Source organism: Alteromonas sp. DY56-G5 (assembly GCF_041414725.1).
Classification (GTDB): domain Bacteria; phylum Pseudomonadota; class Gammaproteobacteria; order Enterobacterales; family Alteromonadaceae; genus Alteromonas; species Alteromonas macleodii.
Genome location: NZ_JANHZQ010000018.1, coordinates 59,903 through 83,495, shown reverse-complemented (window position 1 = coordinate 83,495; position 23,593 = coordinate 59,903). Strand labels below are relative to the sequence as shown.

The 23,593-nt window shown below is 43.2% G+C and carries 17 protein-coding genes; 5 read left to right on the top strand and 12 right to left on the bottom strand.

The window, feature by feature from the left end; genetic code table 11:
• Nucleotides 1-112: 112 nt before the first annotated feature.
• The 4 genes from NO989_RS10995 to NO989_RS10980 all read right to left on the bottom strand — a co-directional run bounded on the left by NO989_RS10995 (nucleotide 113) and on the right by NO989_RS10980 (nucleotide 4,657).
• Nucleotides 113-1,075 carry a PEP-CTERM sorting domain-containing protein gene (locus NO989_RS10995; protein ID WP_014979861.1) on the bottom strand — a complete coding sequence of 321 codons (963 nt, stop codon included), beginning with the start codon at nucleotides 1,073-1,075 and terminating at the stop codon, nucleotides 113-115.
• A gap of 99 nt (nucleotides 1,076-1,174) precedes the next feature.
• The gene (locus tag NO989_RS10990) at nucleotides 1,175-2,896 is read right to left on the bottom strand and encodes an FAD-binding protein (RefSeq protein WP_371342521.1); all 1,722 of its coding nucleotides are present in this window, start codon (nucleotides 2,894-2,896) and stop codon (nucleotides 1,175-1,177) included.
• 105 nt (nucleotides 2,897-3,001) lie between these two features.
• Nucleotides 3,002-3,841 (bottom strand): PEP-CTERM/exosortase system-associated acyltransferase, encoded by an 840-nt coding sequence (locus NO989_RS10985; protein WP_069944637.1) that lies wholly within the window; start codon nucleotides 3,839-3,841, stop codon nucleotides 3,002-3,004.
• A gap of 63 nt (nucleotides 3,842-3,904) precedes the next feature.
• Complete coding sequence (locus NO989_RS10980) at nucleotides 3,905-4,657, bottom strand: YdcF family protein (RefSeq protein WP_041449860.1); 753 nt, start codon at nucleotides 4,655-4,657, stop codon at nucleotides 3,905-3,907.
• A gap of 62 nt (nucleotides 4,658-4,719) precedes the next feature.
• Between NO989_RS10980 and NO989_RS10975 the strand changes: the two genes are divergently transcribed.
• Together NO989_RS10975 and NO989_RS10970 are read left to right on the top strand one after the other, a co-directional pair.
• Nucleotides 4,720-5,490 (top strand): serine protease, encoded by a 771-nt coding sequence (locus tag NO989_RS10975; RefSeq protein WP_014979857.1) that lies wholly within the window; start codon nucleotides 4,720-4,722, stop codon nucleotides 5,488-5,490.
• A 241-nt stretch (nucleotides 5,491-5,731) separates the two neighbouring features.
• Nucleotides 5,732-6,748 (top strand): NAD-dependent epimerase, encoded by a 1,017-nt coding sequence (locus NO989_RS10970; RefSeq protein ID WP_171337308.1) that lies wholly within the window; start codon nucleotides 5,732-5,734, stop codon nucleotides 6,746-6,748.
• A 33-nt stretch (nucleotides 6,749-6,781) separates the two neighbouring features.
• Here NO989_RS10970 and NO989_RS10965 read toward each other — a convergent pair whose 3' ends face one another.
• From NO989_RS10965 to NO989_RS10950, 4 genes are all read right to left on the bottom strand, one after another.
• Entirely contained in the window at nucleotides 6,782-7,666 is an 885-nt protein-coding gene (locus tag NO989_RS10965; RefSeq protein ID WP_014950210.1) for a patatin-like phospholipase family protein, read from the bottom strand.
• Between the two features lie 397 nt (nucleotides 7,667-8,063).
• Entirely contained in the window at nucleotides 8,064-10,259 is a 2,196-nt protein-coding gene (locus tag NO989_RS10960; RefSeq protein ID WP_371342520.1) for a malate synthase G, read from the bottom strand.
• Between the two features lie 98 nt (nucleotides 10,260-10,357).
• Entirely contained in the window at nucleotides 10,358-11,302 is a 945-nt protein-coding gene (locus NO989_RS10955) for a LysR family transcriptional regulator (RefSeq protein WP_014950208.1), read from the bottom strand.
• Between the two features lie 282 nt (nucleotides 11,303-11,584).
• A complete protein-coding gene (locus NO989_RS10950; RefSeq protein WP_014979852.1) occupies nucleotides 11,585-13,180 on the bottom strand; it encodes an isocitrate lyase in 1,596 nt (531 codons plus the stop codon).
• Nucleotides 13,181-13,606: 426 nt separating this feature from the next.
• Between NO989_RS10950 and NO989_RS10945 the strand changes: the two genes are divergently transcribed.
• The 3 genes from NO989_RS10945 to glsB all read left to right on the top strand — a co-directional run bounded on the left by NO989_RS10945 (nucleotide 13,607) and on the right by glsB (nucleotide 17,289).
• A complete protein-coding gene (locus tag NO989_RS10945; RefSeq protein WP_069944630.1) occupies nucleotides 13,607-14,566 on the top strand; it encodes a chemotaxis protein CheV in 960 nt (319 codons plus the stop codon).
• Between the two features lie 233 nt (nucleotides 14,567-14,799).
• Nucleotides 14,800-16,278 (top strand): alkaline phosphatase, encoded by a 1,479-nt coding sequence (locus NO989_RS10940; RefSeq protein WP_371342519.1) that lies wholly within the window; start codon nucleotides 14,800-14,802, stop codon nucleotides 16,276-16,278.
• Nucleotides 16,279-16,380: 102 nt separating this feature from the next.
• Nucleotides 16,381-17,289, top strand: a complete 909-nt coding sequence (gene glsB / locus NO989_RS10935) for a glutaminase B (protein ID WP_014950204.1) — start codon at nucleotides 16,381-16,383, stop codon at nucleotides 17,287-17,289.
• 40 nt (nucleotides 17,290-17,329) lie between these two features.
• On the opposite strand, the gene NO989_RS10930 is transcribed toward glsB, so the two are convergent.
• The 4 genes from NO989_RS10930 to NO989_RS10915 all read right to left on the bottom strand — a co-directional run bounded on the left by NO989_RS10930 (nucleotide 17,330) and on the right by NO989_RS10915 (nucleotide 23,551).
• The gene (locus NO989_RS10930; protein WP_371342518.1) at nucleotides 17,330-18,772 is read right to left on the bottom strand and encodes a lipocalin-like domain-containing protein; all 1,443 of its coding nucleotides are present in this window, start codon (nucleotides 18,770-18,772) and stop codon (nucleotides 17,330-17,332) included.
• Nucleotides 18,769-21,705: an FtsX-like permease family protein gene (locus tag NO989_RS10925; RefSeq protein WP_371342517.1), complete on the bottom strand. Its 2,937-nt coding sequence runs from the start codon at nucleotides 21,703-21,705 to the stop codon at nucleotides 18,769-18,771. The genes NO989_RS10930 and NO989_RS10925 overlap by 4 nt, the downstream gene beginning before the upstream one ends.
• Before the next feature lie 71 nt (nucleotides 21,706-21,776).
• Nucleotides 21,777-22,499, bottom strand: coding sequence for an ABC transporter ATP-binding protein (locus NO989_RS10920; RefSeq protein WP_187446141.1), 723 nt, complete (start codon nucleotides 22,497-22,499; stop codon nucleotides 21,777-21,779).
• A 350-nt stretch (nucleotides 22,500-22,849) separates the two neighbouring features.
• Nucleotides 22,850-23,551 carry a VC0807 family protein gene (locus NO989_RS10915; protein ID WP_014950200.1) on the bottom strand — a complete coding sequence of 234 codons (702 nt, stop codon included), beginning with the start codon at nucleotides 23,549-23,551 and terminating at the stop codon, nucleotides 22,850-22,852.
• Nucleotides 23,552-23,593 lie beyond the last annotated feature (42 nt).

Sequence of the window (23,593 nt, the reverse complement as noted above, 5' to 3'; positions counted from 1 at the left end):
GAGACTGATATCGGATTTTGAAGCCTTAAAAAGATCGGTCAACCGATCATGAAAATATTCTTAACTGATCGGCATTAGGATTAAAATCCGGCTTTTCTTATAAAGACAATGATTACTTTTGCTTTCTACGGCGAGCTGTTAAGCCCAAGCCCAGCAAGCCGAATGCAGCCATCGCTAGCGTAGTAGGAGCAGGTACAAGCGTGGTCTGAACCGTTGATGATTGAGTAATGGTCAACTGATAAGTACCAGCACTAACGTTTGCCCAGCCTGATGTGAAAGTCTCGCCGTTACCTGAACGAACAAGTAAGTCGCCTAAACCAGGTTGATCAATTGCGATATCGTTAAATGTCACGCCTGATGGGCCATCTGTAAGAGACACTGTATCTCCAGTGACAAGGTTCGCAAGTTGAATTCCAAATGTCGCTTTAGCTGTAGCTGTAGCCGCTCTTAAACTATCATTAGCGATATCCGGCGAGATAAATGCATCAACTAAGTAATCCATCAAAGCACTAAATCGCACATTAATATCTGTCAACGCATCGAGTGTAAATTGCGTAAGGATATCGTTTGCGATGTTACTATTGGCACCCGCGCTTTCATCGTTACCAGCAGCAATGCCCGCATCCGCATATGTAAAACCGCTAGCACCAGAACCTAGCGCACTGCCTGAAACTTGAGCGTCAGCCACTGAATAGTAAAAAGCGTCACTCGCAACTAAATTGCCACCATCAACAGACTGACCATTGTTGGTAAGACCTAAAACTCCGCAAGAAGAACCTAGGCAGAGTAAGTCTGCATCAGAATCAGCTGTGGCAGAGGATTTTGAATCTAAGTCTGAATCTGAAGCGCCATTGTTATCAGCGAACGTGCTTGTTGACCTTGTGCCACCCGGAAGGATAGAAATAAAGTCAAGAGGGTTAACTGGATCAGGTACCAAGTCGCCGTCAGTATCGATTTGAACAAGAAGATCATTTAATTCTAAATAAGCTGTTGCTGATACTCCAGCTGTTGCATTCGAAGCTGTAACAAGAGCTCCCGCAATCGCTGCATATTTGATAGTTGTTGCAAATTTCATTTTCCACGCTCCGTTGTTTTGAACAGTAGGTCTGTTATACGTGTTAACACAAGCATGCAACGTGCCATTTTTTAAGCGATTGATTTTATAGGTTTTATTTCATTCGCGTTTACGTGTTGTAAAATTTTTAGACACTAATTGATATTTTGAAGGAGAGATGACATTACAAGGATCAAAATAAGATTTAAGTTCAGGGAGCTCAAAAGGTAGCGGTAGATGCTGTCGATTGAGAAAGTGATTGGAAAGCGTAGACATTCTATACTGAAGGAAGCCCATGGAAGCACACTTAAGCATTATTTCTTGATAGCAAGCTAAAGCTTGTTCTTCCTCCTTCTCTTTTTGTCTATCCCATGAAAGAGATAATACACACTCCATTGTTCTTTCATTTATAAGGGTTACTGAGATTGGACTTTCTAAACTATACTTCTTACATGTTTCACTCATGATAGAAGTAATTAATTTAAAATCTTTGCTCGATATTTCAGAGCAGGGCGCGCCCCATAGCAAACCTACTTTGTCTTGACTTGGATTGGGCACGTTATCTGTTAACTTTTGAAGGTTTCTCCAATAAATGGTTCGAAGAAATTCATTGCTAGGAGTCCCTTGTTTTATTTTACATAATTCTATTAGGCTCTTTCTCAGAGCAAGTTTAGCGCCTATTTTTCTGGCTATACCACTATTACTGGAAACTAGTTTTTTAACTAAAGCTCTATTATATTTAGGAGTAATAGACAGCGTTTTCTTAATAAAGCTGAGCTTTTCTTTGTCAATGAATAAAGGTTTTACACCTAGTTTTTTCATCGCGGTCTTAAGATCTTTAATATGCGCTTTGACTTGGTTTTTGGTTCCGTACATCCCTCCTGAAAGCGTCCAATCATCTAAACCGAATTTGCGGATCAACTTGTTTAACTCTTCGTAATCATACGATTTAATTAGATTTGGAAATTCTACAGCAAGTAATTGGAGTGTCTTCATGTTGTTTCCAATGTGTGCAGCACTGTGTATGGTGTTTTGTTTTCTCAGGATTGCACAAGTATCAATCATTTGATCAATATCTTCTTCTTTGAATGGTATGAAGTAAGCAACGAAACAATCAGGTTTTTTCAAAAGCTTAATTGTAAGGTTTGTTACAATTGAGACATTATTTTGAATCACGAGACCTGTCAGGTCAGGGCCGATGCTATAGGTTCTGGTTGCTATTTTCCCGTCAATTTCAAATGATGTACCATCGGTTGATGTCACAAAATGTGTAGGTGCTTCTTCTTTATTGTTGGGAGTGATAATTTCTGCATGCAGAATATTCTTAGCGTGCTCAGCGAGTGGAGTATGACCAAAACCCCGTTCAAGATAGTTTCCGATGACGCTTGCAAATTTTGGCGCTCCAGTAGTGTCATGTATATGGATATCACCCTTTTTTATTAAAAATTCACTAATGGCTTCTTGTGATACTCCTGGTTCTACTGTTATGTGTCCACTTGATTTCTTGTAGTAACTTATTCTTTTAAACTCACTTAAATCCAAGGCAATACAATTTGAAGCGTAGGGCTCTTTACCTCCATAACCTAAGTTGGCGCCTCTACTGTAGGGGTGAACAGCAAATCCATTGCATTTTGCAAGTTCTATTATCTTAATTATTTCCATATATCGCGAAGAGCCATCGGATTCGGAAGGGTATGGTTTAACGACCAATATAGCTGAATTTTTTTCTGGATACGTGATGTACGCATCGTTAGTGTCGACAAATAATATCTGTGATGACCGAAAGCCAGAAGTTAGTAGAAGGTTTTTCAGCTGCTCAAACCCAAAGTCTAATGTTCTCATAAATAGTTCCTAACGCGCCTGAAAAATATCGCAAGACTGGAATGCAATGTATTTGGTAAAGAGCACCAGGCTCGGCAAAAGTAATTAGAGTGTTTAGACGCTTCTCTAGTCTCGAGGATACTTCTCAACTTGATGCTGTATGTTTTTCAACATTATTTTAAAGCTAGGCCTTAAATTAGCGTAGAGCAGCGATGGATTGATATAATAGGGTGCACGCCTACCATGATAGTCAATAACGGGACCAACCTGCTCAAACTGAATGCCCACAAACCTCATACTTCGGGCAAGACGTGGTTCCATCATAACATACGTATGTTTGATATTATTGTGCATAACTAAAGCAGCAGCAGAGAAGTAAAGCCCGATTGCGATAAAGGGGAAACACCTTAATTCATTTTCAGAGTACGTATGTTCATTAATTACACCTGTCGCAGCACCAGAAAACCGGTCCATCTGACGCTTCCGAAACTCAAGTGGAACTGCGAGTCGAGATATCTCGCAAATGTCTTTCCGTGCAAAGTTACGTGGGTTCAGAGTTTCATGAGTAATTGAATTAATGCAGTATTTCTCAATAGGGAGAAGTTGGTTTTCTATCTGGGGTCTAACCAAACGTACTGTCCCAGCATAGTGACCTGAGCCTTTATGTCTTATTAAACAAGGGCTCGAGAATTTATCGAATTCGTCAGTTTCAAGACAATTGTTTTTGAGTGGTTCAAACTCGAGCTCTTCACAATAAACTTTATGTCTAATATTAAAGCTCTCAGTACGTGTATTTTCGGACTGCGCAACTACTGGCTCTAAGAACTCGGAAAAGTGTTTTGAGATAAACTTGGCTTCTTGGAGTTTTTCCAACCCCCCAAGAGCCTTTCCCAATTTACTGTCCCGGCCGACAATTGACTTCACGCGTCCTATTATTGTTTTATTAGCCACTAAACTTTGGTCCACACAAAAAACGTCCTTCAAAACAGTCTAGCAAATCTTTTCGATAATTTGCCTAATCCTTTTATACTATTTTTCCAAAACATGGTATTTCACTATTGCCAAGTATTCGTATATCGCTCTTCTAGTGCGCTCTAATGCTAGAATTGAAGGAAGTGAAAGAAAAGGATTTAATTCTCCAGAGCTTTGAAAATCAACTTGAAAAATCTCTGAGCTTATATCAGCGTTTTTTAGTATCTGAGCTAATCGATATTGGTGAGTGGCGCTTGTTATGGTTACTAGAGTTATGTGGCCAAATCTAGTTTTTAATGCTTCAACCTCTGATAGTGAGTCGGTACCTTCAGGTATTGAAATCACTTTATCAGGCGTTACCCCTAATGTTTCAAGAAATTGCTTTGCTTTTTCTGAATATTTAACATCTTTATCAGCAAGGAAGCTTCCCCCCGTAACTATAATCGGGATTTTCAATTCATCAGAAAAAATCTTAGCTTGAATCAACCGTTGGATTGAACACTCGTGCCAACGCGAAACTTCTGGTAGATCGTATTGCGTTTGATAATAGCATGCAGGAACAAATATAGCGTCACTTCTAGTTAAATCGGATGAATGATAGCGTTTGCTGTTGTACTCTAACGGATAAAGTAAAACGTTTGCCACCCATGGTTGAGAGCAAACCATCAACACAAGTACACCCATTAACAAAATTTTCTTCCCAGTGTTCAAATAATTTGCCCGTTTGAAAGCATATGACATAAGTATTAGCAATACGCTGATAGTTAGGGGGGATATCAAAAGCAGAATTATTTGTTTTAAAAAATCCATTGTTATCTTACGGTGTACCTTGGTTAAAGTTATTAAGCTAACGCTCAACTGGGAAAAAATACATGAAAACTTTAATTATTTGGATTTTAGTGCTGTTGGGATTACTGACTCAGAGTGTAGCAGCAGATAATGATGTAACCTCTTTTACTTCTATTGTGAAATCAGTCTCCAAAGGAACTGTTGCCGTAGCTGTCGATGCGCCAATTAAGCACAGTGCACCAAGGGTATTAGGGACGGGGTTTATTGTAGCAAACGGTTTTTTCGCAATTACAAATTATCACGTGGTATCTGAAGATTTAGACCCCACAATAGTTGAAAGTTACGTAGTCCTAAGTGGCGAAGGTACAGTAGTAAAAAAAATTAAAGCAGAAGTCTTAAAGATTGATCCTAAGCATGATTTAGCATTGTTAAAGTTGGACTCCCCCTTACCTGCATTGAAACTTGGAGATGATGAATTGTTAGAACCTGGGTCAGAAATCGCGTTAACGGGCTTCCCAATTGGCGCTATTTTGGGTTTATATCCTGCTACACACAGAGGGTATATTTCTGCAATAACGCCAGACGCAATCCCAGCGTTAAATAGCAACCAATTAACTAATACCATGATGGCACGCTTAAAGAACGTAAGCCTAATTTATCAACTGGATGCAATTGCTTATCCAGGCAACAGTGGCAGTCCCTTGTATGACCCTCGAACAGGAGAGGTAATTGGTGTAATAAACAAAGTTCTAGTAAAAGATACAAAAGAAAGTGCACTTGCTTCACCAACTGGAATTTCATATGCAGTACCTATTCGGTTTGTAACCACCCTGTTGAGGGGAGCTACAAATTAACTCTAGAACAGTAATTAGATATTTTATGGTGCATTATTTGCTAACTGTTTTTTATTTTCTTAATTCAAACTATAAAAACTTTGCCGACCAAGAGCTGAGCTTTATGTAGCATAGTTAACTGACAAGGCTAGTTTTATAGAAGTAGGTTGTATAAGACTTCTGTCGCTCGTTTGAACTAGAATAAAGCACGAGCGTATCAGTGATACTTTAATTTAAAATACGAAATCCAAGGGATTAATAAATGAAAATCTTAGTCACCGGAGCAGCTGGTTTCATTGGTGCAGCTGTATCGCAATACCTTATCAATCGTGGTGACCAAGTTGTCGGGATTGACAACATTAACGATTATTACGATGTGAATTTAAAGCATGCTCGTCTAGACGAGATTAAATCATCTACTGCTGCTGATTTATTTTCATTTATCGAGATGGGGGTAGAAGAGCGCGACAAAATGGCTGCGCTTTTTGAAGAGCACAAATTTGATAGAGTGGTGCATTTGGCTGCTCAAGCTGGTGTGCGTTATTCACTTGAAAATCCTAACGCTTACGTCGACTCAAATATTGTTGGCTTTGTGAATATTCTAGAGGGATGTCGCCATAATAAAGTCGAGCATTTGGTGTACGCGTCGTCTAGCTCAGTCTACGGAGCGAATGAGACTATGCCGTTTTCAGAACAGCATAACGTAGATCATCAAGTTAGCTTGTATGCGGCTTCTAAAAAAGCTAACGAGCTAATGGCTCATACTTATAGTCACCTGTATAACTTGCCTACAACGGGGCTGCGCTTTTTCACTGTTTACGGGCCTTGGGGCCGTCCAGACATGGCGCTTTTCAAGTTCACTAAAGCTATTTTGGAAGGTAAAACAATACAGGTTTACAACTATGGTAACCACCGTCGTGACTTCACTTATATCGATGATATCGTTGAAGGCGTAATTCGCTCATTGGATAATGTGGCTAAACCTAACGAGAATTGGGACGGCGGCAATCCAGATCCAAGTACGAGTAAGGCGCCCTATAAGGTGTACAATATTGGTGCGCAAACACCAGTGCACCTTTTGAAGTTTATTGAAACCCTTGAGAGTGCATTGGGTATTGAGGCGAAGAAAGAACTTCTTCCTATGCAGCCAGGCGATGTGCCTGACACCTATGCTGATGTGTCGTCGCTAGTTGAAGATACTGGATACCAGCCATCCACCGATGTTGAAACAGGCGTAAAAGCGTTTGTCGACTGGTATCGCGACTTTTATAAAGTGTAAGCGCTAGCGACTTATAATTATTTCCTGAAACCGTTAAAGTGCACTGCTTCTCATAAATCCCGCACACTTTTTGGGCAAGAACTCTTTCGTGGTTGCATAACCGAGCTCAAAAAGTGTGTTCTTAATTTCAGGTGTAAGCGAAAAATCTACCGCGGAAATCTCCCCGGTATTCACCACCACCGTATTGTGCCAATACTTCGCATTGACGTACTCCCTGGATATTGCCGTCATAAACGTGCGAATAAGCATGCTGATGTATTGGGGCAGTTGAAGTAAGTTCTTTTTAATGGCCTTGCGTTTTTGTTCGGTGCTTTGCAGTCTGAAGCATACTGATGGCGTGCCATCGCCTCGCCAATCTTCAAACAGCGCATCTTCAGACAATATAGCGCCGTCTACTAGCAGGTGCTCTTTAAAGGGTTTGAACGAGAAGATGAGCGGTATCGACATAGAGTACCGCACTGCTTCTGACACCTTCATATCTGGAGAGGTTTGTTTGTTGAACAAAACTGGTCCGCCGCCGTTTACGTCGGTAGCGAGAATATGCAGATTGAGTGGGAGGTCGGCAAACACTGCGCCTTCCAACTGTTCGTCAATCCATCGTTGAAATACGTCGCCAGAAGAAAGTCCGCCTTCCCGGAGTAATCTTACGAGTGAAAATTCAGTGAATTGCTTGAAATCGGTAACCAGTGCGAGCTCTCGCATTTGCTCCACTGTGTAACCTTTGGCATAAAGCGAAGCGATAATCGAGCCACCTGATACACCCACTAAAGTGTCGAAGCCTACGTCCATGTCCTGCAGCGCTTTAATGATGCCGATATGGGCGCTCAATCTTGTTCCTCCACCTGAAAAGATGGGCACAATTTGCGTGACGTTCGCCTGTAATAAATTATTCGGTATTGCTGCCGAGGCTATCTGCATGTGCATACTCCAAACTAAGGAGGCTTTGCGCTAAGTGTTTAGTTCCAACGGAATAACAAACGCTGCGCCCCACACTATAAAAGCGTAGTTTACTCATACATTATCAGCAAAGTATCAAGGGGGAGATAAGCGATATCTTTAGTCTAAAGTGTTGCCATATCACTACACAGTTCGCTTTTGAGTGTGTTTGCGAAGTGATTTCACGCGTCGCGACAATAAATGCAAACGCATTAGTAATACACCAGCAATAAATAAAAAGGCTCACTGCTGTTGACTAACAGAGTGAGCCTTATTCAAATGCGTCTGATGAGGCTTGAAACTAGCTAGCTAATTCTTTGGTATTTTACCGTATGGAATATAGCTTTTAGTTTCCAATTCTTAGCCCTCATATTTTGTGCTAGCTCGCCGCAAGTTTTGCCTTCATTTCGCGGCGACGGGCGTGCAGTAAAGGTTCTGTGTAACCGCTAGGCTGCTCTTTACCTTTGAATATAAGGTCGCTTGCGGCTAAGAAACCGATTGAGCTGTCTAAATCAGGTGACATTGGGATATATTCAGGGTCCCCCGCATTTTGCTCATCTACTAAGACAGCCATACGCGCCAAAGACTCTTTTACCTGATCTACACTTACAATGCCGTGCTCTAGCCAGTTAGCGATGTGCTGCGATGAAATACGCAAGGTTGCGCGGTCTTCCATCAGTCCTACGTCGTTAATATCTGGCACCTTCGAGCAGCCTACGCCTTGGTGAACCCAGCGTACAACGTAGCCTAAAATGCCCTGAACGTTATTGTCGATTTCGCGCTTAATACTCTCACGCGTCAAAGTAGAGGCATCTTCTAACAATGGAATGGTAAGTATGTCAGCAAGGCCACTAAAGTTTTCATCTAGCGACTTTTGAACGTCAAACACATTTACATCGTGATAATGAAGCGCGTGCAGTGTTGCAGCAGTAGGTGAGGGAACCCAAGCAGTATTAGCGCCGGCCTTAGGGTGACCTATTTTGGCGGTCATCATATTTTGCATTTCGTCAGGTATTGGCCACATGCCCTTACCAATTTGGGCTTTGCCAGAAAGACCACAACGAAGGCCTACTGCAACGTTTGCAGTTTCATAAGCCTTAATCCACGCCATCGACTTGAGCGCGGCTTTTTCTGCAAAAGGGCCGGCAAGCATTGAGGTATGAATTTCATCACCGGTTCTGTCTAAGAAACCCGTGTTAATGAATACAACGCGTGAAGTAGCCTCGGCAATACACGCTTGAAGGTTGATGCTCGTGCGGCGCTCTTCATCCATTATGCCCATTTTAAGGGTGTTGGCTGGAACGTCGATAATCGTTTCTATAGCACCAAACAATGCGTTAGAGAATGCAACTTCTTCTGGCCCGTGCATTTTAGGTTTAACAATATAAATACTGCCTTCGCGGCTGTTTTTAAATTTGCTGTTTCCTAAAAGATCATGCTTTGCGATAAGTGAAGTGACTAAACCGTCCATGATCCCCTCTGGCACTTCTTCGCCGTCAAAGAGCATGGCATTGTTAGTCATAAGGTGGCCCACGTTTCTAACAAACATAAGGCTTCGACCAGAAAGTACTAGTTCGCCGTCTTTTAACTTGTCTTGTGAAACGTGTTTAGACGGCTGGTAGCTTCTATCGTCATGCATAGCGCGAACAAGCTGCTTGCCGCCCTTTGTCATTTCAATGCTTAGAGAGCCTTTCATTAAGCCTAACCAGTTGCTATACACCAAGGTTTTGTCTTCAGCGTCAACAGCAGCAACGGAATCTTCGCAGTCCATAATGGTGGTTAATGCAGCTTCAACCAGTACGTCTTTTACGTTTGCGGCATCGCTCTCGCCAATAGGGTGAGTCGGGTCTAGTTGAATTTCAAAATGCAGACCGTTGTGTGCAAATAGCAGGCTTGACGGTGCGCTAATGTCACCTTGGTATCCTTGCCATTGCTCTGTGTTTGCTAAGGTGGTTTCATCGCCGTCGACAAGAGTGATCGCTAATTTACCCGATTCAATCTTATACTCAGTAACGTCAGCGTGGCTGCCTTTCGCAAGCGGTATCATGCTATCTAGATAGTCTTTCGCTTTCGCAACTACTTTGGCGCCGCGTACGGGGTTGTAGCTTATTCCCGCTTCTGCTCCACCTTCATTGCTGATAACATCAGTGCCGTATAGTGCGTCGTAAAGGCTTCCCCAACGGGCATTTACCGCGTTAAGTGCATAGCGAGCGTTGTTGATTGGCACGACTAGCTGAGGGCCTGCCATTGTTGCTATTTCGGCGTCTACATTTTGTGTTTGTGCACTTACTTGTGATGGCTGCTCAACAAGGTAACCAATGCTTTTTAGGAAGTCGGTATATTCGTTTCCGTTTACCGGGTTACCAGCTTTATGATAATCGTCGATAGCGCGCTGAAGCTGTTCTCGCTTTTCTAATAGTGCGCGATTTTGAGGAATGAATTTTTCGAAGAGGGTTTCTGCACCTTGCCAAAAGGTGTCTTTATCTACGCCTGTGCCAGGAAGTGCCTGTTCATTAATAAAGTTATCGAGTTGTTCGGCAACCTGTAGTCGGCCTCTAGTAATATATCCTTGCATAACTACCTCTATACATTTATCTGTTCACCCAGTGTAGTGTGTATAGAGATAGTTTTTTAATTTATGGTTTGTATTTCTGCCATATATTTTGTGAATGTTTAGCCCGCATTCATTTCGCTAGCTACATCGCTGATTAAGCGGCGCAACCAAATGTGACCTGCGTCGTGGTGAAGTAGGGCACTCCACGCCATTTTTAGCGCAATAGGTGGTATGTCGAAAGGCGGCTCTTTAATCACCACATCAGGGTCGTGTTTGAATAAACGCGCCGCTTTGCTTGGTAAGGTAGCAATAAGTTTTTGCTTTTTCGCAATCTGAAGCGCTGCATGGTAATGACGAGTAAATACGCGAATAGCACGCTGTTTACCAATTTTTGTAAGCTCTGCGTCAACCCAACCCAATTTTTGTACTTCATTTGGATCAATACCTACACCCACGCCAAACCCAGTTTTACTCACCCAAATATGCTGGGCACTCAAATAGCCTTCTAGGTTACATTTTTCTACTAGCGGATGGTCGGAACTCATTACGCAGCTAAAGGTGTCATACCAGATAACTTTTTGGTGAAACGACAAAGGCAGTTCATCGAAGCGGTTAATTGCCATATCCACTTTACCTTGCTCGACATCGTGAAACGTCACGTCACTCGGCGTAATAAGGTCAAGCGTAATATTGGGCGCTAAATCCGCCAGTCTTCCAACGAGTTCAAGTAACAAGGTACTCTCTGCATAGTCACTGGTCATAATGCGGAAAGTTCTGTCGCTGGTTAACGGATCAAAATCAGTCTCGGGCTGAATAGAGCTTTCCAATCGACTAAGCACATCGCGAATAATGGGTTGTAGCTCAAGCGCGCGCTTAGTGGGGGTCATCCCATCGCTGGTACGAACTAAAAGCGGATCTTTAAATAGATCGCGAAGGCGCTTCAGGCCGTTACTCATTGCTGGCTGAGTAATGCTTAGCTGGTTTGCAGCTTTCGTTACACTTCCTTCGCGCAACAGCACATCTAAATAAACCAATAAATTCAGGTCGACCTTCGCTATATTCATTATTCTAATGCTCTTTTTAAACCTAATTAAACATAGCTATTATAAAGCTTTTTTATTTCAATGTCAGATAAGCGTTTAGTCTTAAATTGGTCGCCGTTATACCTATAAGGTATTGAAATATAGTTGGTATATTGTTTTTTTATGAAATTTAGAAAAATATGGCTTTTTTTGTTTTATGCAAAAAGCATAAGTGAAGTGAATGACGCGCACAAAAAAGGGCACCCGAAGGTGCCCTGTAGGAAAGGTTGGGATGCTTTCCGTTTAACTCATTGCCTGTTAAAGTTATACGTCAAACTGGTTCATAGTGTTATCTTCACCAGACGCTTTTAGTGCGCCTTCGCCAGAGAAGTATTCTTTGTGCGTGTCACCTAGGTCAGAACCTGCCATCGCTTGGTGTTTAACGCACGCTAGGCCTTGGCGAATTTCTTGACGCTGAACACCGCGTACATAAGCAAGCATACCTTCTTCACCGAAGTAACCTTTTGCAAGGTTGTCAGTAGACAGTGCTGCAGTGTGATAAGTCGGTAGCGTGATAAGGTGGTGGAAGATACCCGCTTCGCGTGCTGCGTCAGCCTGGAAGCTCTTAATCTTCTCGTCGGCCGCAGCTGCTAGCTCGCTGTCATCATAGTCGGCAGACATAAGTTTCGCGCGGTCGTAGCCAGAAACGTCTTTACCTTCTTCACTCCAAGCATCAAATACTTGCTGACGGAAGTTAAGCGTCCAGTTGAATGATGGAGAGTTGTTATAAACCAGCTTTGCGTTTGGTACTTGTTCGCGAATAGCGTTAACCATTTCAGCAATTTGGCCAACGTGAGGCTTTTCAGTTTCAATCCAAAGCAAGTCAGCGCCGTGCTTAAGTGACGTTACGCAGTCAAGTACTACACGGTCAAAACCTGTGTTGTCTTTGAAGCGGAACAAGCCGTTTGGTAGACGCTCAGGCTTAACCAGTTTGCCACCTTGCTTAAGAACTAGGTCACCTTCACTTAGGTCTTCAGCCCCTGCAACTTCGGTAGTTTTAAGGAACGCATTGTACTGAGCAGCTAAGTCGCCTTCTGATGTAGATACTGGGATCTTCTGGGTAAGACCAGCACCTAGTGAGTCAGTACGTGCAACAATTACACCTTCATCAACACCTAGTTCAAGGAATGCATAGCGTACTGCATTGATTTTCGCTAGGAAGTCTTCGTGTGGCACGGTTACTTTACCGTCTTGGTGACCACATTGCTTCGCGTCCGATACTTGGTTCTCAATTTGGATACAGCATGCACCTGCTTCAATCATTTGCTTTGCTAGTAGGTAGGTTGCTTCTTCGTTACCAAAGCCCGCATCGATATCAGCAATAATTGGAACTACGTGAGTTTCGTAATTGTCGATTTCAGCTTGAATCGCAGCTACATCACCACCGTTTTTCTTAGCGTCGTCTAGCTTGTGGAAAAGGTCGCCCAATTCTCGCGCATCTGCTTGACGAAGGAAAGTGTAAAGCTCTTCGATAAGTGCAGACACTGATGTTTTTTCATGCATTGATTGGTCTGGAAGAGGACCGAATTCAGAGCGAAGTGCCGCTACCATCCAGCCTGAAAGGTAAAGGTAGCTTTTATTCGTTGTGCCTTGATGCTTTTTAACTGAAAGCATTTTTTGTTGGCCTACGAAGCCATGCCAGCAGCCTAGTGACTGTGTGTACTGAGACGAATCTGCGTCGTATTCAGCCATGTCTTTGCGCATAATGCTTGCAGTGTAGCGAGCAATGTCTAAACCTGTTTTAAAACGGTTTTGAACCTTCATGCGTGCAGCGAATTCTGGGTTGATACCTTCCCAAGTTCCGTTTTGTGCTGCCTTTAATGTGGCGAAGTTATCAATGTCTTGTTGATATTGCGACATGAGCGTCTCTCCCGACTATAATTAAAATACTTAACGTTGTTTATGTTTACGCTGTAGGGCGTTCCCGTTGATTCCATTTCATCCTAGTGCCGGATTTGGAATAATAGAAATATATATTTTGCATTGCGGTCATTTATTTTGTGAATGGCTGGCGCCGAGAGAAGTCTAGATACTGTAAATTTTTGACACCTATATTTGGTGGTTTTAGGGCAATGGGGTAAGAAGTGGTCGGTAAAAAATAACTTACGTAGGTTGCAAACGCTTGCTGGTGTTGACTATTTCGTCTGTCTATTAGCTAAAAGGGTAATAGCTTTGCCGGTGTGAGCAAGGTAAATTTAGGCGTAAAGCTTCACGCTAGATAATCTTGTCCGATACGAGGGCGCTTTTGTTTTAGCTTGTTGATATATAATATGAAAAGTGGGTGTTATGAGTAGTAGTGTATTGTCGTCAGTTGACCAAAGAACCAAGCTTGTTGGCGAGAACAGGCTTGAGCTTTTGATGTTTCAACTGGGAACGCGACACATTTTTGCCATGAACGTCTTTAAAATTAAAGAAGTTATAAACGTACCCAAGCTCAATATAATGCCGGGTTCACATCACAACCTGAAAGGCGTGATGAACTACCGAGGAAGCTCCATTCCAATTATAGACTTGCGTCAGGCAATCAAAATGCGTGGTGCAGCTACACAAGCAACTGCGAAGAATGTCATTATCACTGAATATAACAGAAGCGTGCAGGGCTTCATTATTGGTGAAGTGAAAAACATAGTGAATACATCGTGGGGAACCATTCAGCCACCCCCTAGCGGCATTGGAAAATCCAATTATTTAACCGCCATAACTCAGGTGAATGTTGAGGGTAAACAAGAGCTGGTAGAAATCATCGATGTTGAAAAAGTACTCGCGGAAATCATCGATTACGACACATCTATCTCTGAAGAAGTGCTAGATAAAGACATTGTTAACCACTTCTTAGGCAAGAAAGTGTTGATAGTAGATGACTCAAGCACAGCAAGAAAACAGATTAAAGATACGTTAGAGCAGCTAGGTATAACAATCATCGAACGTAAAAACGGCGCTGAAGCGTTAGCGCTGCTGAAGAAGTGGGCCGATGAGGGGAAGAACCCAACCGACGAAATTTTGCTAATGTTTACCGACGCGGAAATGCCAGAAATGGACGGCTATCGGCTTACTTCTGAAGTGCGTAATGATCCTCGTATGAGCAATTTATTTATAGCACTCAACACATCATTAAGCGGAAGCTTCAACGACGCCATGGTAGAAAAAGTTGGATGTGACAGGTTTATCTCCAAATTCCAGCCCGACATGCTCGTTGACGTGGCACAACAGCGCATGCGCGAATACCTCTCATCACAAAATAAGTAGTCGCTTCCTTCTCAAAAATTGCTAATTTAATGAGATGACCATCTGGTCATCTCATGCTTGCGTTATTTTGTCCAAAAGCTTTGAGCATCTTGCCAGCCTGCTTTACACTATTACATCTTATCGCTTTGCTAACACCTTTATGATCACCAAAGAATCATTCGCGATAGTGTCGTTATTGTTGTATCTGCGGGTATCCAGGCCAGTAGGTACCTTACTTACTCAGGGAAGTTTAAATGATTAAACAATTTGTTCGCACATCACTACTAAGTTGTGCGTCTATTGCTGTTCTTGCGGGTTGTGGTATCACTGAATCTATGACCGAATCAGCAAGTGCAACCGGTACGCAAACTAAAGGTGTACCGAAAAATATAATAATGGTTGTAGCCGACGGTATGGGGCCTGCCTATACCACGGCTTATCGTAATTATGTAGATGACCCGTCAACACCGAATATCGAATCTGTTGTGTTTGACGATATTTTAGTGGGCAATGCTTCCACGTATCCTGCGCAAGTATCTGGTTACGTTACCGATTCAGCCGCTGCTGCTACCGCTCTTGCTACTGGCGTTAAGTCATACAACGGTGCAATTGGTGTTGATGTAAATAAACAACCAGTAAACTCTGTTATGTACCATGCTAAGAGTAAAGGCATGCGTACTGGTTTGGCAGTAACGTCTCAAATTGTTCATGCGACACCTGCGTCATACATTGCGCATAACGAAAGCCGTAAGAACTACAACGAAATAGCTGAAGATTTCTTTGATGTTCGCGTGGACGGTAAGTTTGTCGCTGACGTGATGCTAGGCGGTGGAACGTCTTATTTTGAACGCGATGACAGAGATATTTTGGCGCAGTTTATTGATGCTGGCTACGAATATGCCGATTCATATAACCGTCTGGCTTCAGTGCCTGCGGGAAGTAATGTTCTCGGTCTGTTTGCTCCAGTAGCGCTGCCTGCGGTATTAGATGACAAGCGCAAAAATCGTCTTGAGTACCTAACTCAACATGCTATTAAACACTTAGAAAACGACAATGGATTCTTTCTTCTCGTTGAAGCAAGCCAAGTAGATTGGGCTGGTCACGCAAACGATATCGCGTCTGCTATGGCTGAGATGCACGATTTAGCGCAAACTATGGAATATTTGCGAGATTATGTAAAAGCACACCCTGACACTCTTGTTATCTTGACGGCGGATCACAGCACAGGTGGCTTAACCATTGGCGCAAACGGCGACTACCGCTGGAGCCCTGAACATCTTAAGTCTATGTCAGCCTCGGTAATGACAATTGCTTTAGAGATGGCAAATGAAGAGAACCCTGGCGAATTTGTGGCGCAGAAGCTTGGCTTGTCGTTGAATGAAGAAGAGCTTGCCACGCTAGATAGCGTATCAAATCAAGATGATGAAACTCGCTTCATGGCAGTAAAAACCTTCTTAGACACCAAAACAAACACGGGGTGGACAACAGGCGGTCACACTGGTGTAGATGTTGAAGTATTTGCTTTTGGTGCTGGTTATCAATCGCTTATGGGGCAAATTGATAACACGGATATTGCAAAAACAATCTTCAGTTTTATCGATAAAAAACAGCCAGTAATAATCGATTCCGATTCAAATAAAGTATCAGAAAAGGTATCGACAAACATAGAGCTTACGTCAGACGAAGATGATGATGGCTTGTGTGACTTTAAGGAAGATTGGCGCTGTAACTAATCGCTACATTGTTTGTATAGAAATTAAAGCGCCAGCGTTTTTATAACAAGGCGCTTTATTTTTATCTGTGGTAAGCAGGAAAGAGGAACTATGAAAAACGAAATGCTGGCACTACTTCAAGATATCTATGATGAAGTTGAACCCATGTTGGGCATGGGAAAAGTTGCCGACTACATCCCTGCGTTGGCCACGGTTAATCCACGGCAATTTGGCATTTCAATTTGCGATACAAACGGTCAAATAACGTCGATAGGCGATGCGAGCGTTCCTTTTTCTATTCAAAGTATCTCAAAAGTCTTTAATCTTGTTTTAGCTATCAATCACTACGGTGAAACCATGTGGGAGCGAGTTGGATGCGAGCCATCCGGCCTGCCGTTTAATTCTCTTGTGCAGTTGGAATATGAAAACGGTATTCCCCGCAACCCCTTCATTAATGCCGGTGCGCTGGTGGTTAGTGATATGGTGCAATCTCGGTTTGCTTCCCCTTATATTGCCATGCGAGATTTCGTAAGACGCTTAAGCTGTAACGGCGATATCGTGGTAAATAAGGTGGTGGCGGAGTCTGAATACGAGCACCGCTCTCGCAATGCAGCAATGGCATATTTGATGAAAGCCTACGGAAATTTTGAAAACGAAGTGGAAGATGTGCTTCGTAATTATTTTCACAACTGTGCGCTAGAAATGAGTTGTGAGGACTTGGCGCGCTCAACGAGCTTTCTTGCTAACGCAGGTTTTTCTACTTGCGCAAATGAAAAGGTGCTAACGCCTTATCAAACCAAACAAGTGAACGCGCTTCTGGCGACTAGTGGTATGTATGACGAAGCTGGGAGCTTTGCTTTTAAAGTAGGCTTGCCGGGTAAAAGTGGCGTAGGTGGAGGCATAGTGGCTGTTGTACCAGGACGCTTTTCAATATGCGTATTTTCGCCAGCGCTTAATAGCGTGGGTAATTCTCAGCTAGGTGTGGCGGCTTTGACATCGCTAAGTGAACGCATCAATTGGTCTATTTATTAGGGGCTATTACGCTTCGCTGTATATCAAAGGTCAACAGGCCTTAGTAGCCTGTCAATTCCATAAAGCCGCTCCCTGAATGGGAGCCTTTTATATCCACTCGCCCTTCATAATAGGGAAATAAGCTGTTATTCCATTGGCTTTCCTTGAACGGGCGAATGGATAGGTCGATATCTTTTTCTGGTATTTGAATACGCCAAGCGGTGGGAACAGAGCGAGCCGACTCTCCCTCGTTGATTGTTTCATAGGCCGTTGGCGTAATTGATACGTTGGCTTGGTCGATAGTTTCTTTCGTGCCATTTTCCGCTATATAGCTAGCGGTTGTGAATATTTCGCTGTGTTTGCTTGTGCTATTTTTCATGTTTTCATTCATGGCGTGCATGCGAAACGCCATCAATTTACTTCCATCGTCTAAATGCAGCGAAAACCAATCCCATCCCATGGCTTCACTGTTGGCTAGGTGGCTCGTCCATTCGTGATCAAACCAGCCTTTACCCGCAACTTTTACGCTATTGCCCTCTATGTTTAACGTACCTTCCGCGTTAATGAACGGCTGGCTGTAATAGTAGGAGCGAAGGCGTTCGTCTTGTGTTTTTATGCTGTAGCCGTTATCCCCCTGTTTGATGAAAGGACCAGACGTGTTTAGGTTAATCGAGACTTTGACGGCGCTAACGCCCGGCGCATTATTTAATTTTAATAGTCTGTCTGCAGCGGTAGCGGGGATTTTTCCATTTATTTTGACCGGATGATGCGTGCTGCTTTGCCCAAAAGCGACTTTTAACACGGACGGGAACATGGCTTTGCTTTCCGCACCTGTTTGGACCTTCGCCTGTGCCGCTTTCCAAACCCAATCGTCAATCACTGTCGTAAAGGGTTGTTGATTCACATAGGCATTACCTACGCCACCGCTTGCGAATCGTTCTTCGAAATAATGCTGTTCAGCGGTGTGCAGCGAAGCATGTCCCATCCACTGCTGGCCATTGCTCCAGTTTTTTGCGATATGGTTGTTGGCGTTAGTATGGAGGTTATCTTCAGAGCTATGACTAGCACTAGTTTCGGCACTACTTTCGGATTTACTTTTGGCGTTAACTTCAGCACTATTTTCAGCATTAGCATTAGCCTTAGCGCTTTGAGGGGCATTTAGCTCAGTATTGAAACGAAAAAGCGTATATTGAAGGCCGAATTTTTGCCCGTCTTCAGCGCTTAACACAAACGTGAGGTACCACCACTCTAACTGAAAATCGGGATGACTCATGTGATCGCGCGGTAATTCAACAGTATTGCCCCGCTTTACTGGCGTGAAGGCGTCGCTCGACTGCATGTTTCCAAAAAAGCCCTTTGGCGTGGAGGTTCCCAGAGTTTCGTTTTCATCTTTTGGGTTTTCAGTACATGCATTCAACGTGAAACAAATAGCTACAAGTACTAAAAAGATGTTGGCTTTAAATCGCAAAAACGAGGTGTTGGTGCTACGTAATTGGTTTGTCATAGCTGAACTTCCTGCCTTAAATCAATTTTCGGCTTAAGTTTTCCTAAAGGTAACAACAGCACCAGTGAAACGATAAGCAGCGATAACCCCACGCTAGAGAGAATAACCTCTGCATTAATTGAAAGCGGGTACACCCAGTTAAATGCATGCCGGTTTACTTGTTGAATAAAGACATAGGCCAAGTACACGCCAAAAGGAATGGCGAGCAAGGCTGAGATAAAACAAAGCAGCAGATATTGCGCAAACAGGGATGCTTTTACTTTAAGCTGACTAACGCCAAGGGCACGCAATACAGATAACTGCGCTGCGCTGCCTATGGTTAGTACCGTCAGCGAAACAGCGAAGGCGACGCCCGCAACCAATAGGGTGGTAATGTTAAGGCCGTCGGTTAATACAAAGGTACGATCAAAGGTCTGCATAGAGGTATCTAACAGCGCTTGTCGGGTATAAAGGGCAATTTCGCGGTGTTCCCCTAACTGTGATTTTAGCTGCTGTTCGAGGATGTCCTTTCCATAGGTGCTTTGTTTGTTGTCGCCTATCACGTTAGTCTCAATAGGCGGCTCTGGGTAAATAGCCACTACACCGGAAAAAAGTTGATCCCTGATAAGGACATCGTTTCGATTAAATGAGGGAAGAGGCACTAATATTTGCCCGTTCAGGTTACCGTAGTCGGGATAAATACCCAGTACTTTCCATTGAGGCGTCGCTGCAAATACGTTTGAGTTCGACGAACTGCTTTGTGAGCCTTGTGTTGGGTCAGTAGTTTTATCTTGTGGCGAGCTATACTCCTCGTTAGATGTATTAACCGCCGGAGAACTTGAATTCGCAGTTTTACGAAGGCGAATATTTTCTATATCTAGCGCGTGTCCTAACTTAGCGTTAAGGGCAAACGCTAATTGCTGATTGATGAATACCCCTTTCCCTTCTGTAAAATCACGCCACACTGTGTTGAGGTCGTTGTTTATTACATCATCGAGAACAAGCGCCTTTTTACCATTTTGGTGAACGGGGTAGCTACTGATAGAAACGTAAGTGGGCGAGCTGTTACTGACTTCACGTGTCGCTTTACGTATCTCTTTATGTGTCTCTTCTTGAGCATGTGAGCCAATAACAGCTCCCTCTGCCTTAAGTAAAGGAGTTAAAGCAAGCAGAGGTAACGATTTGGTAGATAACGTTTCGATACGACTAAGTGGCGCGTCGGTGTACAGATAGAAAGGCGCGTAAAGCCTTTGCGTTAACCATTGTTCAGTGGCGTCTCGAAAGCTGTCCGTCATGGTATTCATACCAATATTTGCGGTTAGCGCTATAAAGAATGCACAAACGGCGAGACGGGTTTTGCTAGACAGTAAATGCATATTAGCAATGACGTAGTGAAACACGGGCCACTGTCTTGGTACAAATCTAGTCAGTAGCTTAGAGAAAATAGGTAACCAAAGAAGAATAAGCGCGCAGCTGGTAAGGAGTAACAGTGCAACAAAGAAAAGTGCTGAAGCAGTAGAAGATACGAACCCCTCAGCGATAAATAACAGTAGTAGGGCACATAATGAGATAAGACCTACGGCAAATTGGCCTAACGCATTTTCTTTTTTGACAGGCGCTACGGTTAGGGCATTTGAAAGCTTAACTATAGAAACTAACGAAAAAACAACTAGCGATATAAAAGTCGTTGTTAATGCGAAGCCGAAGGTGAAAAGCAGATTAACGTCTGGGTTAACAAATACGGCGTTAAACAACGACGTAAATGTACCGTTTATCACAGGTGACAACCATGACGCAGCGTGAAAACCGATGAACATGCCAATTGGAATACTTATTACGCAGTAAACAAGCAACTCGGTGAATAGGGCAATGCTTAAAATTCGCTGAGATATGCCCAGCTGCCGTAAACGAATGATATTGGGTAGCCGCGTGCGGTACATCAAGTTTAGCGCGTTTAATACTATAAAAAGCGCCACACCGCCCATCAGTCCACTCATCGCCCAAAGATTTAGTCTAAAACTATCTGGCAAGGAACCGGTGTCATTGTCTGTATTGCTAGTGGTTTGCTTTACAGGTATTCCAAGTAGGGCTTCTATTTGGGTTAAATGCTGCTGTGATAGCGGTGAAAGTGCAATAAACCCGGAAAGTGGGACGTAAGCTTTCTGTTGCTTTGCTTGTTTCTCTTGCGCGCGTTTAGCATTGTCAGGAATAACAGGCTTAACAGGTTCATCATTCTCAATCGTTACCCCGCCTCTGTAAAACTCATCGATAGAGATCAAAATTGCATTTTGCGGAGCAAAGCTGCTCACATACGCGCTTACCGTTGCAGGCCAATAGGGACTTGGCGCGGATTTTCTATGGATTTCATTGAGCGTGTCGTGACAGGCCAGTTTTGCGTTCGTTAAGGGGTGAATAAGCCCATTTACAGCGAAGTCGCCCCCAGAATTTGAGCGCAATTCGCGTCCCGCTGGCGTCTGCTGGTTTTCCATTTCACTAAAATTCTTCGCATTTTGCGATAAATAGGAAAGCGAAAGAGCGCTATCGTTTTGGGCAGGCGCTTCAAAACCTCTCTTTCTAAATGCACTTCCTAAAAGAGGCTGAGTATCAACACCAAGTAATGTGAGAGTTGTTGTGGGATTGCTGGCATTGCACGATAGGGTGATGTCTCGTTCAGCTATCGCAATAAGCTGGGTAAACCCCTGCTTGCGAAGCGTGGCATAATCGCTTTGTGTAAAGCGATCTCTGCTGTCTGCTGGGGTGATGATACTACCCAAGGTAAGCCCTTGCTTCGACTGTAATAGTTCACCTTGTGTGGCGCCTTCGTTTATAAGCAAAACGGTAACCAAGCCAGCATTGGCCAGTATAATTGCGGCCATAATGAGCAATGGCTCCCACGGCCTGTGCCTTGCCATTGCAAGTAAGCTAGAAAGTGTTAACAGTAGAGTGCGTAGCACGTTATTTTCCTACTTGCTGTTTTCGGTGTCTTTTTCACAGGGCGCTTATCGCTAACGTTTTTTACCTGTAATTAGCTTGCTGCTACTGGTGAAGATAAGGTTTGTTCTTTAGTTTTATATTTCACACTCTCTAATACCCCTTTATGTAGTCGCAAAGCGGCGTCTGCTTTTACTGCGACGTCTTGGCTATGAGTTACCACAACAAGAGAAGTATTGGCCTCTTTACAAGTTTTAAAGAGTAAGTCAGACACGGTTTCGCTAGTGGTTTCGTCTAAATTGCCGGTGGGTTCGTCGGCCAAGATAAGCGAGGGGCGATGTACAAGTGCTCTAGCAATGGCACAGCGCTGCTGTTCACCGCCAGATAACTGACTTAGCGGCTTTTGCGCTAGGGGTAATATCCCAAGCTGCTCCATTAACGCTAATTGGTAGTCGTTATCTACATTACCTTTTAGCCTTGCAGTAAAGGCAATGTTGTCCCACGCATTAAAGCAGTCGAATAAATTGAAGCTTTGAAACACAATACCTAAATGCTGTTTGCGAAAATTATCAATATCCTTCGCTTTAAATGTATTATCGAGTTTGCTATTGCCAGCAATCGACAATCCATTTACCGAAATATCTCCACCGTCGGGCGTCTCAAACCCAGCAATAAGCGACAGCAAGGTAGATTTACCGCAGCCAGAAGCCCCCTGAATACTCACCGATTCACCTGTCTTTACGGTAAGGTTAAGGTTGTTGATGAGCGGAGCCCCTGTCTTTGAAAAAGATTTCTTTAAGTCTTTTATTGTCAGCATAATTCGCCGTTTTGTATTGAACCGTCTTAGTGTGAACATGAAGGAGCGAGAATGCATGCAATACGCTATACGCAATTAGCAGCGCTTATGGCGTAATGCTAGAGGAGCTATGCGCGCCTTCAATTAGCGCCTACATGTTCTAATAGAACGGGTTATTTTTATATTTGAGAGTATACGTAATACCCACGCTTTTTGGTTAAAAGCGGTGCGGAAATTTAATGGCTAGTATTCTTCTGCGTTTCAGGAAAATGCTTTAGTCGCCTAAATTACAAAATATTTAATAGCTTCAGTCGTAGGGAAGGGCATGTTAAATACAAAAAGGGGCGTTAAGCCCCTTATCGATTATCTTTTTACTGATTGATAAAGTTATCGAGTTCTTCGCCAGTAATTTTTTTGATTTGAGCAAACAAATACCAGAGCGCTGCAATAAGCAAAATCATGCTCGGGATCACAATAACTGGGTAGCTAAGCGCAGTCATTCGGCCAAGTTCTTCAGTGTATGCCGTAGTGCCCGGCTCACTGACCAATATCATTTTTGCCAAGATATAATTTAGTGCAGAAGAGAGGAAAAACGAACTCGCTACGATGTAAGAGCTAACCGCGACTTTCTTTTTAAACTCGCTCTGTTTTCCTTTCGCATCAAGAACTTGGTTTAGGTGTGGCCAGTTTATGATTTGGTCGTTCAAAATTAGCATTTTGACCAAGGGTTTATTGGAGTATTGGGTTACCAGTACAGCAATACCGATAATGCCTGGGATAGCGGCTTCTTTTATCGCAATATACTCGGCAGGCAGTTTAAGTAAGCTAAACCCGCCGGTAAGTAGTACGCTGATAATGCCTAAAATAGAAAAGCCGTTGACCTTTCCCGACTCTTTTAAATCCCATAGGCCATAACCAATAGGAAAGCTGAGTGCCGCCACAATGCTCCACGCAGGGCCTAGGTAATCTTCCGAACTTGCATAGCTCATTAGCACCACAGGAATAACAATGTTAAACGCGAGGTTGCCGAAAAAGCCTTGGTTTTTTTGTGTAGGTTCTTGTACTGCTGACATATCTAATTACAACGTCTTATCTTGAGGCTAATTATACGTAAA